This is a genomic window from Acidimicrobiia bacterium (assembly GCA_040902765.1).
Classification (GTDB): domain Bacteria; phylum Actinomycetota; class Acidimicrobiia; order Spongiisociales; family UBA11373; genus DATKBG01.
The window spans coordinates 52,101-68,969 of record JBBDWO010000030.1; the positions used below are offsets into that span (position 1 = coordinate 52,101).

13 protein-coding genes are annotated in these 16,869 nt (G+C 66.3%); all 13 read left to right on the plus strand.

Features of this window, described 5'->3' with window-relative positions:
* Positions 1-52 precede the first annotated feature (52 nt).
* The 13 genes from WEA29_09440 (at position 53) to WEA29_09500 (ending at position 16,808) form a co-directional block, all read left to right on the plus strand.
* Positions 53-835 (plus strand): ABC transporter ATP-binding protein, encoded by a 783-nt coding sequence (locus tag WEA29_09440; protein MEX2323977.1) that lies wholly within the window; start codon positions 53-55, stop codon positions 833-835.
* Positions 832-1,671 carry an ABC transporter ATP-binding protein gene (locus WEA29_09445; protein MEX2323978.1) on the plus strand — a complete coding sequence of 280 codons (840 nt, stop codon included), beginning with the start codon at positions 832-834 and terminating at the stop codon, positions 1,669-1,671. The genes WEA29_09440 and WEA29_09445 overlap by 4 nt, the downstream gene beginning before the upstream one ends.
* Positions 1,668-3,518, plus strand: coding sequence for an AMP-binding protein (locus tag WEA29_09450; protein ID MEX2323979.1), 1,851 nt, complete (start codon positions 1,668-1,670; stop codon positions 3,516-3,518). Before WEA29_09445 ends, WEA29_09450 begins: the two co-directional genes overlap by 4 nt.
* Positions 3,515-4,405, plus strand: coding sequence for a branched-chain amino acid ABC transporter permease (locus WEA29_09455; protein MEX2323980.1), 891 nt, complete (start codon positions 3,515-3,517; stop codon positions 4,403-4,405). The genes WEA29_09450 and WEA29_09455 overlap by 4 nt, the downstream gene beginning before the upstream one ends.
* Complete coding sequence (locus WEA29_09460) at positions 4,402-5,598, plus strand: branched-chain amino acid ABC transporter permease (protein MEX2323981.1); 1,197 nt, start codon at positions 4,402-4,404, stop codon at positions 5,596-5,598. Before WEA29_09455 ends, WEA29_09460 begins: the two co-directional genes overlap by 4 nt.
* A gap of 76 nt (positions 5,599-5,674) precedes the next feature.
* Positions 5,675-7,063 (plus strand): ABC transporter substrate-binding protein, encoded by a 1,389-nt coding sequence (locus WEA29_09465; protein MEX2323982.1) that lies wholly within the window; start codon positions 5,675-5,677, stop codon positions 7,061-7,063.
* A 133-nt stretch (positions 7,064-7,196) separates the two neighbouring features.
* Positions 7,197-8,276, plus strand: coding sequence for a PDZ domain-containing protein (locus tag WEA29_09470; protein MEX2323983.1), 1,080 nt, complete (start codon positions 7,197-7,199; stop codon positions 8,274-8,276).
* Positions 8,277-8,399: 123 nt separating this feature from the next.
* On the plus strand, positions 8,400-10,076 hold the full coding sequence (locus WEA29_09475) for a hypothetical protein (GenBank protein MEX2323984.1): 1,677 nt from the start codon (positions 8,400-8,402) through the stop codon (positions 10,074-10,076).
* 158 nt (positions 10,077-10,234) lie between these two features.
* Positions 10,235-13,135 (plus strand): UPF0182 family protein, encoded by a 2,901-nt coding sequence (locus WEA29_09480; protein ID MEX2323985.1) that lies wholly within the window; start codon positions 10,235-10,237, stop codon positions 13,133-13,135.
* Between the two features lie 243 nt (positions 13,136-13,378).
* Positions 13,379-14,383, plus strand: a complete 1,005-nt coding sequence (locus tag WEA29_09485) for an SRPBCC family protein (GenBank protein ID MEX2323986.1) — start codon at positions 13,379-13,381, stop codon at positions 14,381-14,383.
* 98 nt (positions 14,384-14,481) lie between these two features.
* The gene (locus tag WEA29_09490) at positions 14,482-14,757 is read left to right on the plus strand and encodes an antitoxin (GenBank protein MEX2323987.1); all 276 of its coding nucleotides are present in this window, start codon (positions 14,482-14,484) and stop codon (positions 14,755-14,757) included.
* Complete coding sequence (locus WEA29_09495; protein MEX2323988.1) at positions 14,754-15,134, plus strand: type II toxin-antitoxin system VapC family toxin; 381 nt, start codon at positions 14,754-14,756, stop codon at positions 15,132-15,134. The genes WEA29_09490 and WEA29_09495 overlap by 4 nt, the downstream gene beginning before the upstream one ends.
* Before the next feature lie 66 nt (positions 15,135-15,200).
* Positions 15,201-16,808, plus strand: a complete 1,608-nt coding sequence (locus tag WEA29_09500) for an LCP family protein (GenBank protein MEX2323989.1) — start codon at positions 15,201-15,203, stop codon at positions 16,806-16,808.
* The last annotated feature ends 61 nt before the right edge of the window (positions 16,809-16,869 follow it).

Below are 16,869 nucleotides of genomic sequence, written 5' to 3' on the forward strand. Positions count from 1 at the left end.
GCGGGGCGCCCGGCTTGGTATCGTGCTCGCCCAACGCCCCCGGGGAGTCCCGTTGTTGCAGCTGAAGAATCTCGAGGTCGTCTACAGCGATGTGATCCTCGTGCTTCGCGGCATCTCGCTGCAGGTTCCCGACGGCAAGATCGTCGCGCTTCTCGGCGCCAATGGCGCGGGGAAGACCACCTCGCTGCGGGCGATCAGCGGGCTGCTCGACGTACACAACGGGGATGTGACCAAGGGACAGATCCTGCTCGACGAGCGTCCGATCCATGCCCTCGCCCCACACAGGATCGTGGGGGCCGGAATCAGTCAGGTGCTCGAGGGCCGGCGGATCCTCGGCGAGATCAGCGTCGAGGAGAACCTCCGGCTGGGGGCGCACACCGCCCGCAAGCACATGGCCGAGAGTCTCGATCGCGTCTACGGGCTGTTCCCCGCCCTCAAGGAGCGACCGAAGTTCACCGCCGGCTACCTCAGCGGCGGCCAGCAGCAGATGCTGGCGATAGGACGGGCGCTCATGTCGCGTCCGAGGTTCCTGCTCCTCGACGAGCCCAGCCTCGGGTTGGCGCCGCTGCTGGTCCAGCAGATCCGCGACATCATCGTGGAGATCAACCGGCAGGGCACCGGCGTGCTCCTCGTCGAGCAGAACGCGATGATGGCGCTGTCGATCGCCGATCACGGCTACATCCTCGAGACCGGGAAGGTGGTCATGGACAAGCCCGCCCAGACCTTGCTCCAGGACGACGACGTGCGGGAGTTCTATCTGGGCCTGCACGGTGAGGACACCGCCTCGTTCGCCCAGGTCAAGCACTACCGACGCAAGAAGAGGTGGTTGTCATGAGAGCTCGCTTGCTTCACGAGGTCCTCGAGCCGAGCACCGGCGACGAGGTGGTGCTCGACATCGATGATCTCCACCTCTCGTTTGCCGGCATCAAGGCGATCGACGGCGTATCACTCGCCGTCCGCAACGGTGAGATCTTCGCCATCATCGGACCCAACGGAGCCGGCAAGACGTCGATCTTCAACTGCATATCGGGTGTCTACCACCCGCAGGAGGGGTCGATCCGATTCCTGGGCGAGGACATCCTGGGTAAGAAGCCGAGCGCCATCGCCAACATGGGGGTAGCGCGCACCTTCCAGAACATCGAGCTCTTTCCGCAGATGACGGTGCTCGACAACCTCATGTTGGGCCGACATCGCCACCTCCGCTACGGAACGGTTGCCGGAATGGTGCGGGTCGGCAGGGCGGCCCGCCAGGAGGCCGAGAACCGCGAGGTGGTCGAGGCGATCATCGACTTCCTCGACATCCAGCCTCACCGCAAGTCCTACGTGTTGATGCTTCCCTACGGGATCCAGAAGCGGGTCGAGCTGGGTCGGGCGCTCGCCATGGCCCCCAGGGTGTTGCTCCTCGACGAGCCCGCCGCCGGGATGAACCTCGAGGAGACCGAGGACATGGCCCGGTTCATCACCGACATCCGCCGGGAGCTCGGTATCGCCGTCGTTCTCGTAGACCACGACATGCGCATGGTCATGGATCTCGCCGATCGGGTACTCGTCATCGACTTCGGCAAGCCGATAACCACCGGGACCCCGGCCGAGATTCAATCAAACCAGGACGTGATCGCCGCCTACCTGGGGCAGCCCCATGCGACCGCAGAGACAGGAGAGCACTCATGACCGCCACCCTCGATCACCAGACCACACTGAACACGCCGGCGGCCCAGTTGCGCCGTCGTGCCGAGGAGATGCCGACCGCGGTGGCGCTGCGCGAAAAGAATCGCGGCATCTGGCGCGAGGTCACCTGGGCCGAGTATTGGGATCAGGCGGAGACGTTCGCCCACGCCCTCATCGCTCATGGCGTGGAGCGGGGCGATCGGATCGGCATCCACTCGGACAATCGACCGGAGTGGTTGTACACCGACCTCGGGTCGCTCTCCGCCGGGGCGGCCTGCATGGGCCTGTACCCCACCAACCCGGCCGCCGAAGTCCAGTACCTCCTTCAGAACTCGGGGTCGCGGATCCTGGTGGTCGAAGACGAGGAGCAGGCGGACAAGGTCCTGGCGATCCCGACGGACGTACTCCCCGCACTCGAAGTCATCGTGTACCTGGAGCATCGGGGGGTGGACGCCTATGACGATCCCCGGCTCATCTCCTGGGATGCCTTCATGGCCGCCGGCCGCGCCCATCGCGAGGAACATCCCGATGCCGTGGCCGAGAGGATGGCGGCGGCGACCCCGAGCGACCTCGCCTACCTGGTGTACACATCCGGCACGACCGGCCCTCCCAAGGGATCGATGCTCACCCTGGGGAATCTCCAGTTCGCCATGCAGGTGGCGAACAGTGAGGAAGGCCTCATCGGCGAGCCGCCCGGCACCGACGACCTGGTGGTGTCCTACCTGCCGCTGTGTCACATCTACGAGAAGCTGGTGTCCGTCCTCGTCGGCATAGGATCGGGCACGGTCATCCACTTCGGGGAGTCACTGGACACCCTCGTCCAGGACATGCGTGAAGTCCAGCCCACGATCGTGCAGGGCGTCCCTCGCATCTGGGAGCGGATCCACTCCATGATGCTCGTCAAGCTGGCGTCCGGGTCCCGCCTCAAGCGGGCCAACTCGGTGATCTGGATGCGGGTGGCACGCCTCGTCGGGCGAACCCTGGTGCGTACCGAGGGTCGCCACACCCTCCTGTCCAGGGCGCTCTACACGCTGGGCAACCTGTTCCTGTATCGGGCGCTCCGCGACCGCGTCGGGCTGCGGCGGGTGCGGTACGGGATATCCGGCGCGGCGCCGATCGCTCCCGAGATCCTCGAGTTCTTCATGTCGATCGGTGTCCCCATCCATGAGGCCTACGGCATGACCGAGAACTCCGCCATCGCCACCCGTAACGTTCCCGGGCGTATCAAGGTGGGCACGGTCGGCGAGCCCTCACCGGAGATCGAGGTGAGACTCGATCCGGCGACCAACGAGATCCTGATGCGGCACCCGGCCGTGTTCGCCGGCTACTGGAACATGCCCGATGCTACGGCGCGCACCATCGACGCCGACGGCTGGCTCCACACGGGAGACGTGGGGGAGTGGGTCGACGGCACCCACATCCGGATAATCGACCGCATCAAGGACATCATCATCACCAGCGGCGGCAAGAACATCTCGCCGTCGGAGATCGAGAACTCGATCAAGACGTCACCGTTCATCAAGGAGGCGATCGTCATCGGCGATCGCCGCAAGTACCTCACCGCGCTCATCGGCATCGAGTTCGAGGTGGTCAGCGAGTGGGCTCAGCGGCGCAAGATCCCGCACACCACCTATCGCGACCTGTCAGAGAAGCCCGAGGTGGTGGAACTGGTACGCAAGGCGGTCGATGCCACCAACGAGAAATTCGCCCGGGTCGAGCAGATCAAGACATTCCGCCTGCTCACCAAGGAACTCGATCATGAGGACGGCGAGCTGACGGCGACCCAGAAGGTGAAGCGCTCCATCATCGAAGAGCGGTTCGCCGACGACATCGAGTCGATGTATCGATGAGCCTCCTCCAGGTCCTCGTCAACGGCGTGGCCCTGGCCGCCATCTACGCGATGGTGGCGCTCGGATTCGTGATCGTCTTCAAATCGACGCAGGTGCTCAACTTCGCCCAGCCGGCCCTCCTGTTGCTCGGTGCCTACTGGGTGGTCTACTTCGCCACCGTCTGGAACTTCCCGTTCTATATCGCTATCGCCATCGCCGTAGTGCTGTCGGCGCTCACCGGGGTGGTGGTGGAGCGGACCGCGCTGCGCCCGATGGTGGGCAAACCGGTCTTCGCTGTGGCGATCATGACGATCGGCATCAACACGGTGCTGACCATCTTCGCCCTCGACCTCATCGGGGTGAACATCCTGGGTATGGGCGACCCCTGGGGCCTGCAGACCCTCCAGATGGGTCCGGTGTCGATCGGGCATCGCCAGCTGGCGGCGATCGCCACCGCAGCGATCCTGGTGGTGCTCCTGCTCGCCTTCTTCCGGTACACGCGGTTCGGCCTGGCGATGCGGGCCAGCGCCTTCGATCAGGAGGTGGCGCTGACCGCGGGGGTCTCGGTGGCAGCGGTCTTCGCCGTCTCCTGGGCACTGGCGGCAGTGTTGGCGATGTTCGGCGGCCTCTTCATCGGGACCGGCTTCGGTCTCGACCGGACCGCGGGCGTGGTCGCCCTCAAGGCGTTGCCCGTGGTGGTGGTCGGCGGGCTCGACTCGATCGCGGGAGCCCTGGTCGGCGCGCTGATCGTCGCCGTCGCCGAGACGATGACGGCCTTCTACCAGCCGCAGTACGCCGAGTTCCTCGGCAGGAACTTCTCCCAGGTGGTGCCCTATCTCGTCATGTTCCTGGTGCTGTTGGTCAAGCCGCACGGCCTCTTCGGGACCGAGGAGGTCGAGCGCGTATGAGGCTCCGACCCGGCCTCGTCACCGACTACGACTCGGACGGCGCCATCTTCCGCAGCAGCGTGACCCGGCTCTGGTTCGGGCTGTTGTTGGTCGGGGCCGTGATCCTGGGCCTCGGCGTGCGCATTCCGATCGTCCCGGGTGTCTTCGGGATCCAGCTCGAGGCCGACATCCGCCTTCTGGCTGTTGGCGCTTTGTTCGCCGCCATCGCCGCCATCGGCCTGAACATCGTCACCGGTCTCGCCGGGCAGGTCTCGCTCGGCCATGCCTTCTTTTTGGGCGTCGGGGCGTTCACCGGCGCCATCCTCGGCGGGGTCGAGGTCAGCCGGCAGGTGTTCGACCTGGAGACCGGCGGTTTCGCCGAGCGGACCATCCTCTACGGCTTCGACCTCGACCTGATCGTCTGGCTGCCGGCTGCCGGGCTGGTGGCCGCCGCCATCGGGCTCCTGGTGGCACCGGTGGCGTTTCGGCTGAAGGGGCTCTATCTGGCATTCGTCACCCTCGGCCTCGTCTTTCTCGGGGAGCACGTGTTCCGCGAGGCCGAGTCCTACACCGGCGGCGTCGGGGTCGGACGCGACACCGGCGTCCCCGAGGTCCTCGGGTTCCGTTTCGACCAGGCCGGCGAGGTGTTCGGCATCTTCCTGTCCAAGAATCAGAAGCTCTACTTCCTCGGCCTGATCCTGCTCCTCGTCATGGGTCTCGCCGCCAAGAACCTGGCGCGGTCGAAGGTGGGCCGGGCATTCGCCGCGGTGCGCGACCGGGACATCGCCGCCGAGATGATGGGCATCTCACTGACTCGCTACAAGACGATCGCCTTCGTGGTCTCGTCGTTCTACGCCGGGGTCGCTGGCGCTCTGCTCTATGCGGCGATCGGCCGACTCGAACCTGCCGAGTTCAACCTTCTGCTCTCCATCCGCTACTTGGCGATGGTGCTCATCGGCGGCGTGGCGACCATCAGTGGGTCGATCATGGGGGCGTTCTTCATCACCTTCCTCCCCACGATGGTCAAGTGGCTGGCGGGTTTTGCGCTCTTCGGCTTCATCTCCACCACCGGCGGGGTGTTGACCACGGCCCAGTTCGAGCAGGTGATGTTCGGTCTGCTCATCGTCGGGTTTCTGATCTTCGAGCCGCTGGGGCTGTACGGTATATGGATCAGGGTCAGGAATTACTGGAAGTCCTGGCCGTTCAGCTACTGAAAGTCCCGGCGACTTTGGATAGGCTTATAGTTCCGGTGTCCGACCGGCGACGTCCTAAGCGACTGAGGAGGAAGTAATGAAGAGACGATGGCTCATGGCCACTGGCCTCGTGGCCGTGCTGGCCCTCGTGGCCTCGGCGTGCGGCGACGACGACACGACGACCACGACCGCCGCACCCACCACGACGGCGGCGCCCACGGCCACCACTGAGGCTCCGGATGACGAAGTCGCCTTCGATGTCGGTGTGACGCCGGCGCCGTGCGAAGATGCTGTCAACGACGGCAACGGGTGCATTTACCTCGGGATCATCTCGGACCTGAGCGACGGCCCGTTCGCCGCGGTGGCGATCCCGATCACCGACGCCCAGAAGCACTTCTGGCAACGGGTGAACGCCGACGGCGGACTCGACGGGTTCGACGTCATCATTCGTGACGAGGACACATTCGACGCCCACTACACCGGCCCCGGCACCGTGGAAGGCTTCGAGCTGATGGTCGACCGGGTTCTGGCCTTTGCCCAGATCCTCGGCACCCCGCAGACCCAGGCGGTCATCCCCCGGATGATCGAGGAGAGCGTGGTCGCGGCACCCGCCACCTGGTGGTCGGGCTGGGCCTTCTCGGACCAGGGTGGCGATCACATCCTCGAGTCGGGTGCGCCGTACTGCCTGGAGGCCATTAACGGCATGACGGCCATGCACGGCCCGATGACAGAGAACTTCGGTGAGGACTACACCTGGGCGCTCGTCCGGTTCGGCGGCGACTACGGAGGCGACTACGGCAACGGCGCCATCATCGCCGCGGCGTTGATGGAACTCGGAGAGCCGCTGTTCGACCACCTGCAGACGTCGTTCGCAGCGGGCGGTGCTCCCGACGAGGCCGTGGGCTTGATCCTGACTCACCGTCCAGACCTCATCGTGTTCGTGACCGGGCCGCGGGAGATGGCGACGATCACCGGCGGTGCCTTCACCGCGGGCCACCAGGCCTTCCAGGTGCTCGGCGCCGCCCCGACGTGGAACGTAGGCCTCCTCCAGATCGCGGAGTTGGTTCCGCTCTTGGAGGCTGTTTACAACTCCACGATCCCGTGGGGCGGTTGGACCACCGACACGCCGGGGCACAGGGCCATGCGGGATGCCGCCGAGGCGAACGAAACCACGCCGAACGGTGGCTACGTCGCCGGTTGGGTGTGGTCGTATCCGATCAAGGCGCTGCTCGAGGCGGCCATCGCCTCCGGTGACCTGACGCGGGCCAACGTGCTCGCCGTCGCGGGCTCGCTGGCGGGCGTCGACTACGAGGGCATGCTGCCCACGCGGTCGTACGTCGGTGCCGTCAACGACCAGATCGTGCGGTCGTCGCTGCTGGCGCGGGTCCACAAGGAGGCGCCCGACGGCCTTAGGGTCGTCGCCCCCGAGTTCACCAGTCCGCTGGCGGACGGTTTCGATCTGGCCGCACCCTGCGACCTGGGGTAGCCGTCTGACATGACCGACGGGAGCGGCCCCCAAGGGCCGCTCCCGTCGCGTCCGGAGCCCTCCGGCTCTTGGCGCCGGCCGGTAGGCGGCAGCCGGTAACCGCAAGCCGCCGGTACCATCGCTTGCGGCGCTGATGATCGATCCCTCCACGACCCTCACCCCACCCAGGCCAGCGCGGAGCGGCGCGCGCTGGCCGTTCTTCCTCGCCGTCACCTTTCTCGCCGTAGGTATGTCGGTTGCGTTGCTGTGGCCGGTCAAGGTCCCGTACTTCGCCATGTCTCCCGGCCCCATCGAGCCGGTGGCCGATCTGGTGACCATTAAGGATGCATCGACGTTCGAACTCGACGGGTCGGCATTCCTCCTCACCGTCGGACTCAAGGAGGTCAACGCCTTCGAGTGGTTGGAGGCGCGGTTCTTCGATCCGCAGGTCGACCTGATCCCGCGCGAGGCGGTGCGACCGTCGGGCGTGAGCCGAGAGGAGTTGACCCGCACCAATCTCCAGGCGATGGACGCCTCGATCGACACGGCCGTCTTCGTGGCGCTCGACCGAGCCGGATACGAGGTCGGTTTCACTGGCTCGGGGGTGGAGGTACTCCAGATCGTCGAGGGTTCGCCCGCGGAGGGGGTGCTCCTCCTCGGGGACCGAATCACCGAGATCGCCGGCACCGCGGTGGTCACCGAAACCGACGCCGCCGCCGTGATCCGATCGTTCGGTATCGGCGACACCATCACCCTGTCGGGCACTCGCGGCAGCGAACCGCTGAAAGTGGAAATAACCCTGGTGCCGCACACCGAGCTCCCCGACACCGCGATGGTGGGAGTCCTGCTGAGCACCCTCGACCTGGAGATGGTCCTGCCATTCGACGTCCGGATCGACTCTCGGAACATCGGTGGACCGTCTGCCGGTCTCATTTATGCGATCACGCTGCTCGACCTGCTCACCGAGGAGGACCTCCTCAAGGGCTACCGGGTGGCGGCCACCGGCAGCATTCACTTCGACGAGACCGTTGGTTCGATCGGCGGCGTCCGCCAGAAGATCTACGCAGCCCGTGCCCTCGGCGTCGACATCGTCTTCGTGCCCACCGCCAACTATGAGGCGGCGCTGACCGCTGAGGGGGATGGGGTCGTCATCGTCCCGGTCGACACCCTCCAGGATGCCCTCGACCACCTCGCTGCCCTGGAACCCAAGGCCCAGCGCCTGGCAGCCAATTAGCTTTTGGCTATTAGTAGTTAGCGATTAGCCAGATTCGCCCTGACGCCCCGCGAGTGCTCCTGGCGTCTGGCCAATTGCCAATAGCTAATAGCCAATAGCTGATTCGTTGTATCGTCAGGGGCCATGGCCGACGACGAACCAACGCTCAGTCGCGCGCCCGACGACCTCGGTCCGGCGACGCTGTCAACTCGTGGCGTTCCGACCGCGAGGCGCGGCTACGAGAAGAAGTCAGTGGATGCCCTGGTCGCCATCTCGGTGGAGCGGTGGGCCGAGCTGGAGCGTCGGTACCGGTTGCTCATGGACGAAGTGGACAAGGTGGGCGGTGCCGACCACCTGGTGCGTGACCTCACGGCGATCGGCGACGAAGTCGGCCGCATTCTCGAGGCGGCCAACGACGCCGCCACCGCTCTTCGCGAGCGTGCCCGCAACGATGCCGAGCGGGTTCGTACCCAGGCGCGGCAGAAGGCGGACAAGGCGACCAGCGAAGCCGACGACGCCGCGGAGCGGGCGCTCGCCGATGCCGAAGCGGCGGCTTTCGAGGTTCGACAGGCGGCCTGGGAGCAAGGGGTGGCCCTGGTCGACGGCGCCGCCACGCGGGCGACGCAGCTCGTCACCGAGGCACGAGACGAGCTGCTGAAGTTCCGATCCGAGGGGGAGCGGGAGTCGCATCGCCGGGTCGCGGCGGCCCGGAAGGACACCGAAGACATGGTGAGGGCGGCGCGGGTGGAGGCGGAGCACCACATCGCCCGCGCTCGGATGCTCGCTGCCGAGATCCTCGAGCGAGCCGAGCTGGGTTTCGATGGGGACCTCGATGCCACCGAGCGCCGCCGGAAGGCGGTGCTCACCGACCTGGAGCTCCTCGAAGCCGAACGCTCCATCGCCGAGGTGACCGTGCTGCCCGCCGAGCCCGCCCCGGATCCAGGCTCGCTCCCGGAGCCGGTGGCCCCCGTCCACCTCGGCGACGAGTCGGGCCCCGACCCCCGCGCCGACTTCGGTGAGTCGCTGATGGCCGAGGTCGAGCAGATCCGTCGGGACGGGGAGACATCGTCCGCGCCGGGACCCGCCGACCGGGGGGCCGAGCCACGGACCCGCCGGCCCGAGCTCGGCGAGATCGGATCGTTGTTCGAAGCCCTGCGCTCGACGGCGGAGCACCAGCTGGGCTCCGGGGAGCAGTCGGGCGACGACCCGCTCGCCGTGCGGGATCGGAGACTGATGGGACTCCACAACGCGGCGTTGCGGGATGTCAAGCGCCGCATCGCCGAACTCCAGGATCGGGCGATCGAGGGGCTTGAGCAGGGCGAGTGGTCTCCGGCGGCGGAGGCCATCGGGTCAGACCTCACCGCGCTCCTGGAGCCGTTCCTGGCACGGGCTTCTTCGGCGGGCGCCGACGAGGCGCGCCAGACCACCGGTGTCGATCCGGTGATCCCCAAGGCGGGGCGGGCTCGATCGATGGTGGGCACGATGGCGGGGGAGCTCGGGAGCCAGCTGCGCGCCGCTCTCTCCCGAGGTGGCGCCGCCGCCGAGCGGATCACCGCGATCCGGTCGGTGCTGCGTACCTGGCGGGTGGACGACGCCGAGCGATGGATCGCTTCGATCCTCATCGCCGCCTTCAACGACGCGATGATTGTCTCGCTCGAAGCCGGTGGCTTCGATCGTCTTCAGGGTCTCTCGTCGGGTGTGGGGTGCACCGATTGCCTCGGTGCCGATGGGGCGGTGTGGGAGCTGGCCGATCCACCGGCGGACAAGCGGGTGCCCCCTGCCGACGCCAACTGCCGCTGCGGCGTGGTGGTGGCCAAGTAGGTTCGCGATTCGCGAGTCGCAATTCGCGATTCGCAGGACCGAGCCAACGCTGGCGTGGGTGGATCGAGCGCCTCTTGGCGAATAGCGAATCGCCAATCGCGAATTGCGGCTTTACCCGATGCCAGCCTCATCCCAGGCTCCCCTAAAGTGCATCTCTCATGATCGAACGCGACCCGATGCCTTCCCCGTTCGGGAGACCGTCACCCCGCCGGCGGTTCACCCTGACCATCCTCGGTATCGCCTTCGCGGTGCTGCTCTCCCTGCGGGGGATCGCCACGTTGTGGACCGACTACCTGTGGTTCGACTCGATGGGTTACGGGCCGGTGTGGACCACGCTGTTGTTCAACCGGGTGGTGCTCGTCATCGTGGCATCGGTCGTCGCGTTCACTCTGCTGTATCTGAACCTCGTCCTCGCCGACCGCCTCGGACCTCGCCGGCTGCTGATGGCGGGGAGCCCGGACGAGGAGATCATCGAACGCTTTCAGGAGTGGGTGTCGGCGAGGGTGCGACGGTTCCGGCTCATGGTGTCGGGCATTCTCGGGATCCTCCTCGGCCTCGGCGCCGCTGGCTGGTGGGAGCACTGGCTCATGTACAGCAACCGGCAGTCCTTCGGCAGGACCGACCCGCTGTTCGGCAACGACATCGGGTTCTACGTGTTTCAGGTCCCCTTTCTTCGGGACCTGTTCGGATGGGGCTTCCAGTTCGTCCTGGTGACGACCATCGTGGTGGCGGTCCTCCACTATCTCAACGGCGGCATCCAGTTCCAGGCCCGAACACAGCAGGTGGCACCGGGGGTGAAGGTCCATCTCTCGGTTCTCCTGGCCATCGTGGCGATTCTCAAGGCGGTCGGGTATTGGCTGGGTCGCTTCGACCTGCTCTACAGCGACCGCGGCTCGGTGTTCGGCGCCACCTACACCGACGTCAATGCCCAACTGCCCGCGCTCAACCTGCTGATCGGCATCTCCCTGCTCGCCGCAGTGCTGCTGCTGGTCAACATGAGGATCCGGGGTTGGACGCTGCCCGCGGCCGCCGTCGGGCTGTGGTTGGTGACCTCTATCGCTCTCGGTGGCCTGTGGCCCGCCGCCATCCAGCGGTTCTCGGTAGAGCCCGACGAGATCAACAAGGAGTTGCCGTTCGTAGGGCGCAACATCGAGTTCACCCGCGCCGCCTACGACCTAGAGGAGATCGCGTCGGTGAGGTATTCGGCGTCGGATCAACTCGACGCCGATGACCTCGCGGAGAACGCGGGCACCGTGTCCAATGTCCGGCTCTGGGATCCGCAGGTGCTCCTGGTCACCTATCGCCAGCTCCAGGAGCTTCGCCCCTTCTATCAGTTCACCGATGTCGACGTGGATCGCTATCTGGTCGACGGGGAGCTGCGACAGGTGATGCTGGCGTCGCGGGAGTTGGACGACGAGCGGCTGCCGCAGACCGGATGGGTCAACCAGCATCTCGTGTTCACGCACGGCTACGGGGCGGTGGTGAGTCCGACCAACGAGGTGACCGACGAGGGCCAGCCGGACTTCATGGTCAAGGACATCACCCCGGGACCTGACGTTCCCGAAGCCCTTCGGATCGACCAGCCGAGGATCTACTTCGGGGACTCGCAGCCGTCGGTTCCTTTCGTAATCGTCGGGACCAACGAGCGCGAAGTCGACTTCCCGGTGGAGATCGGCGAGGGTGCCGAGACCGTCGCCTTCAACACCTATGACGGGACCGGGGGCATCGAGGTCGGCGGCATTTTCCGTCGCGCCGCCTTCGCTCTGCGCTACGCCGACATCAACGTGTTGATCTCGGGCCAGCTGCGCAGCGATAGCAAGTTGCTGATGGAGCGCACGGTCCGGGGCATCGTCACCAAGGCGGCGCCGTTCCTCAGCCCGGACGCGGACCCATACCTGGTGGTGCTCGACGGGCGCCTCCTGTGGGTCCAGGACATGTACACCACGACCGACCGGTACCCGTACTCGACGCTCGCTGGCGACCCCGGTTCCTCAGCCGCCAGGGAAGCGGCAACAAGTCGACTCAATGTCCGATCCGGACTGCCCTCCGACTTCAACTACATCCGCAACTCGGTCAAGGCGACCATCGACGCCTACGACGGCACGCTGACCTTTTACACGATGGACGACGAGGATCCGATCCTCGGTGCGTGGCGCAGCCTGTTCCCCGACCTCTTCCAGCCCCTGTCGGAGATGCCCGATGGACTCACTGAGCACCTGCGGTATCCGGAGGACTTGTTCCGGGTTCAGTCCGACCTGTTAACCCGGTATCACATGACCGACTCCCGGGTTTTCATCAACAACGGTGACCCGTGGGAGATCGCCCGCAATCCGGCGACGACGCCACCCGAGGCCACCCGCGGCCAGTTCGAAGCCGGTAATCGGCCGATGGCCCCGTACTACCTGCTCATGCAGCTGCCTGGCGACGATGATCTCTCCTATCTGATCCTCCAGCCGTTCACCGCGGCTACGCGGCCCAACATGGTGTCGTTCCTGGTGGCCAAGTCGTCGTTGGCGGACTATGGCGACATGATCAGCTTCGAGCTGCCCCGCGACTCGTTCGTCGACGGTCCGGGCCAGGTGGGGGCGCGCATCAATCAGAACCCGGAGATCTCGCGGGAGTTCACGCTGCTCGGCCAGCAGGGTTCGCAGGTGATCCAGGGCAACATGCTCGTGGTGCCGATCGAGGAATCGGTCGTTTACTTCCAGCCGGTGTATCTCGCCGCTCGCGGCACGGGCACCGGCAACGACATCACTGCCCTCCCGGAGTTCAAGTTCGCCATTGTCGTATTCGGCGACACGATCGTGATGCGCGAGTCCCTCGCCGAGGCACTGATGGCCGTGTTCGGTGGTTCTACCGTAGATCCGGACGATCCGGAGCTCCCGGAGGAGATCCTCGAGGCGGTCGCCGAGCTGATGTCCCGGGCCGAGCAGGCATTTGAGCGCGCCGATCTGGCGCTGCGCGATGCCGACCTGGCCGAGTTCCAGCGTCAGGTGGCCATCGCCCGCAGCCTGATCGCCCAGGCGAACCGGCTGATCGACGAGGCCGTCAGCGAGTAGATCGCGACCGGTTCATTGCCAGATCGGATTCGCTTGAACCCGGGTCGTTGCCAGGTTGGGTCTCGAGTTCCGATCATCGAAGGCCAGATGCCGACAGACGCGGGGACCGCTTCGGATGGCGGTCGATTCGCCCACCGCACCGCCCGGGTGATGCGCGACGCGAGGGCCGAGGCTTCTCCGGTAGCCGGTAGCCGGTAGCCGGTGGCCGGTAGCTGGGCCGCTCGTTCCCGGTAGCCTGCCGCCATGGCCGACCTGACCCTGGCTGCCTCCTGGTATCGCTCTCGGGATGTGTTCGACGCCGAGCGGATTGGCGTGTGGGGCTGTGAGTGGCTGGTGTTCGCCCCGGGTGCCAGGCTCGACGCGCCGAGCCGGTATGTCGCCGACACCATTGCCGGGTGGCCGCTGGCGGTCGTCGTGGGACCCGATGGGGAGCTCCGCGGCTTTCACAACGTATGCGCCCATCGTGGCGGACCCATCGTCTGGCCGGGCCACGGGGCGGCGCCGAACCTCGTCTGCCGCTACCACGGGTGGGCCTACGACTGGGACGGCTGGCTCAAGACCGCCCGCGACTTCGGCGGCGATCCGCCGCCCGGTGAATACCGGCTGCCGCCAATCCGGGTGGAGCGATGGCGCAACCTGGTGTGGGTCAACCTCGACCCCGACGCCCCGGACCTGGTCGACTCGCTCGGGTCGTTCTCCACCCAGTGCGACGAGTTCCCCCTCGAGTCGTTCGAGTTCACCCACGCGCAGGAGCGGGTGCTGCACTGCAACTGGAAGACCTACGCCGACAACTACCTCGAGGGCTATCACATCCCGCTGCTCCACCCGGAGCTGAACCGCGAGATCGACGTGCGCAAGTACCGGGTCGAGATATTCGAGGAAGACGGTTACTGCCTGCACACCGCACCGACCCGCGCTGGTGCGGCCAACGCCGGGCGCTGGCTGTTCCGGTATCCGAATCTGGCGCTCAACGTCTACGCCGACGGGATGAATGTCGAGCGGATCCTCCCCGACGGCCCCGAGCGCACCCGGGTCGTCAATCAGTACTTCTTCGCCGACCCCGACGACCCCGGCAACGACGAGACGGTGAAGATCAGCGGCGTGACCCTCGATCAGGACCAGGCGATCTGCGAGGCGGTGCAGCGCAACCTCGACGCCGGCGTCTACGAGGCCGGTCCGCTCAGCCCCAAGCACGAGGGTGCCGTCGGATGGTTCCACGACCGAATCCGGGCTGCGGCGGGGCTGTAGACCAAGTAGCGAGTAGCGAGTAGCGAGTAGTAGCGAGTACAAGTACGGAGTACTGAGTACCTACCCATCTCCCCTACACATGCGGTATTGTTCTGTGTATGCGATCGATTCGGATCCAAGTACTCGTCGAACCAGAGGAGCGGGCGCGGATGCGTGCCGAGGCGGAGCGGGAAGGAAAGTCGCTGTCCGAGTGGCTCCGGGATGCCGGAAACGAGCGGCTGGCTGCACGGCGCTCGCCTGCGCTGACCTCGACCGATGCGCTCGCCGCCTTCTTCGAGGACTGTGACGCCCGGGAGCACGAAACGGAACCGGACTGGGCCGAGCACCTCGCCGTGATGGCGCGCTCTCGCGGCGGATCGTCTTTTGCACCGTGATCTTCGTCGACACCAACGTGTGGATGTACGCCGTCGGGGGCTCGCATCCGCTGCGGAGGCGGGCCCGGGCGCTTCTGCTGGAGCACGCTGACGGTCAGCGGATGGCAACGTCGGCGGAGGTGCTCCAGGAACTCCTCCACGCCTACCTACCGGTGCAGCGGGTGGACACCCTGGACGCCGCCTTGCGGTTAGCTACCGAGCTGGCCGACGTGTGGTCGCTCGACGCCGACGACGTCGCCCTCGCTCGCGCACTCCACTCCGCCCATCCCGGGTTGTCGGCGCGTGACCTGATCCACCTCGCGGTGTGTCTGCGACGCGAGGTCACCAGCCTGCTCTCGTTCGATCAGGGTCTCGTCGTCGCCTTCGGCGGTCGCTGAGACCTCCTGCGGCGAGATCGGCTCCCGCGGGTATATGGGCATGGCGCCGGTATCGTCGCGGTGACGATGCACACAGGATCTACCGTGGCCGACGACGAAACGGCCGCACGCGAGCATCCAGAACCGTCGCGTTGGCGGCCGCTCGTCGCTGCGGGTCTGTCGCTACTCGTCCCGGGTTGGGGGCAGTGGTTCGTGGGCCGTCGGCGGCGCGCCGTCCCGTTCTTCGTCGTCACCGGTGCCCTGCTCGTCATCGGTGCCTACCTCGCCACCAAGGGCATGTTCTCGCTCCTCGAGATCTTCGTCCAGCCGCAGTGGGTGTGGACGCTCGTCATCGGCAACATCGCCGTCTTCATCCTGCGCCTGATATCGGCGGCGGACGCATTCGTGGTCGCCGGCGGCCTGGACCAGGGTCGCGCCGGGGCGGTCACCGCGATCGTCTCGGTGTTCCTGTGTTTCCTGCTGGTGGCGCCGCACATCTTCGTCGGGTCCAAGGCTGCCTCGTGGCTCGAGGTGCTTGGCGTGTTCGCCGCCGATGACGCACCCGGCAAGCGAGCGCACCATCCGCCGGCGATCGAGGTCGACGACCCCGAGATACCGGTGGAGGTCCCACACACCTGGAAGTGGGGTGTGGTCCTGGGTGCTCCGGACGGCCGGACGCGTATGGAACAGCCCGAACAGGACCTGGGGGGAGTCCTCGGTCCGCTCGACGATGAACGCATCACCGTGCTGCTGGCGGGTGGGGACTTCGGACCGGGACGTTCCGATAACCGCACCGACGTGATGATCATCGCCACTATCGACATGGCCACCAATCGGGCGTCCCTGGTCAGCATCTCACGGGAGCTCGTCGGGTTCATCGTGCCGCCGGCCCTCCAGAATCACCCCACCATCGTCAGTTACCAGACCGGGTGGTGGAATCAGGCGGTTCGCGCCCAGGAGCAGGGAAACTCCTACGCCACCCACGACGACTTGCCGGAGGAGATGGACCGGACGATATGGCTCTCCCGTATCAATGAGCTGTACACGCTGGCCATCCGTGCCGATTCGCCGGCGTACCGGGGCGAGGTCGATCCCGGCCTTGCCGCGCTCGCCGACAGCTTCGAGCTGTCGCTCGGGATCCGCATCGATTACTACGCCATGGTCACCATGCCGGGCTTCGTCGACTTCGTCGATGCCCTGGGCGGTGTCTGGGTGACCAACCGGGAGACGGTGGACCTCGAGTTCTCCCCCGGCAAGCCCGGTGATCCGTGGATCGAGCTCCAGCTGGAGCCGGGCGTGGTGTTCCTGGACGGGCGGACCGCTCTCGCCTACGTGCGGAATCGCACCGGTACCAGTGACCTTTACCGCACCCGCCGTCAACGGTGCTTCATCAGGGAACTCGCCGGTCAGATCGATGCCACGGCCGTCGTTCGTCGCTTCGAGGGCATCACCCGGGCAGTGTCCCGACACACCATCACCAACATCCCTTTGCGGCTACTGCCCGCCTTCGTCGAGGCGGTAGGCAGAGTGGACCGTGCGAACATCGCCAACCTGTCGATCGACTTCACCAACTCCTCGAAGGAGATCAACTACCGCAATCTCGGGATCCTCGACCTTCCGATGGCCCGGGCGCGGATGAACAACGTCCTCGCCGGCATCGGCGATCCCGGGGCCGAGCTGCGTAACGAGTGCTGAGGTCGCCTAAGGGGGTGCGCGAATAGGTCGCTGGCTTCATCAGGTTTCGGCTTGCCACAAG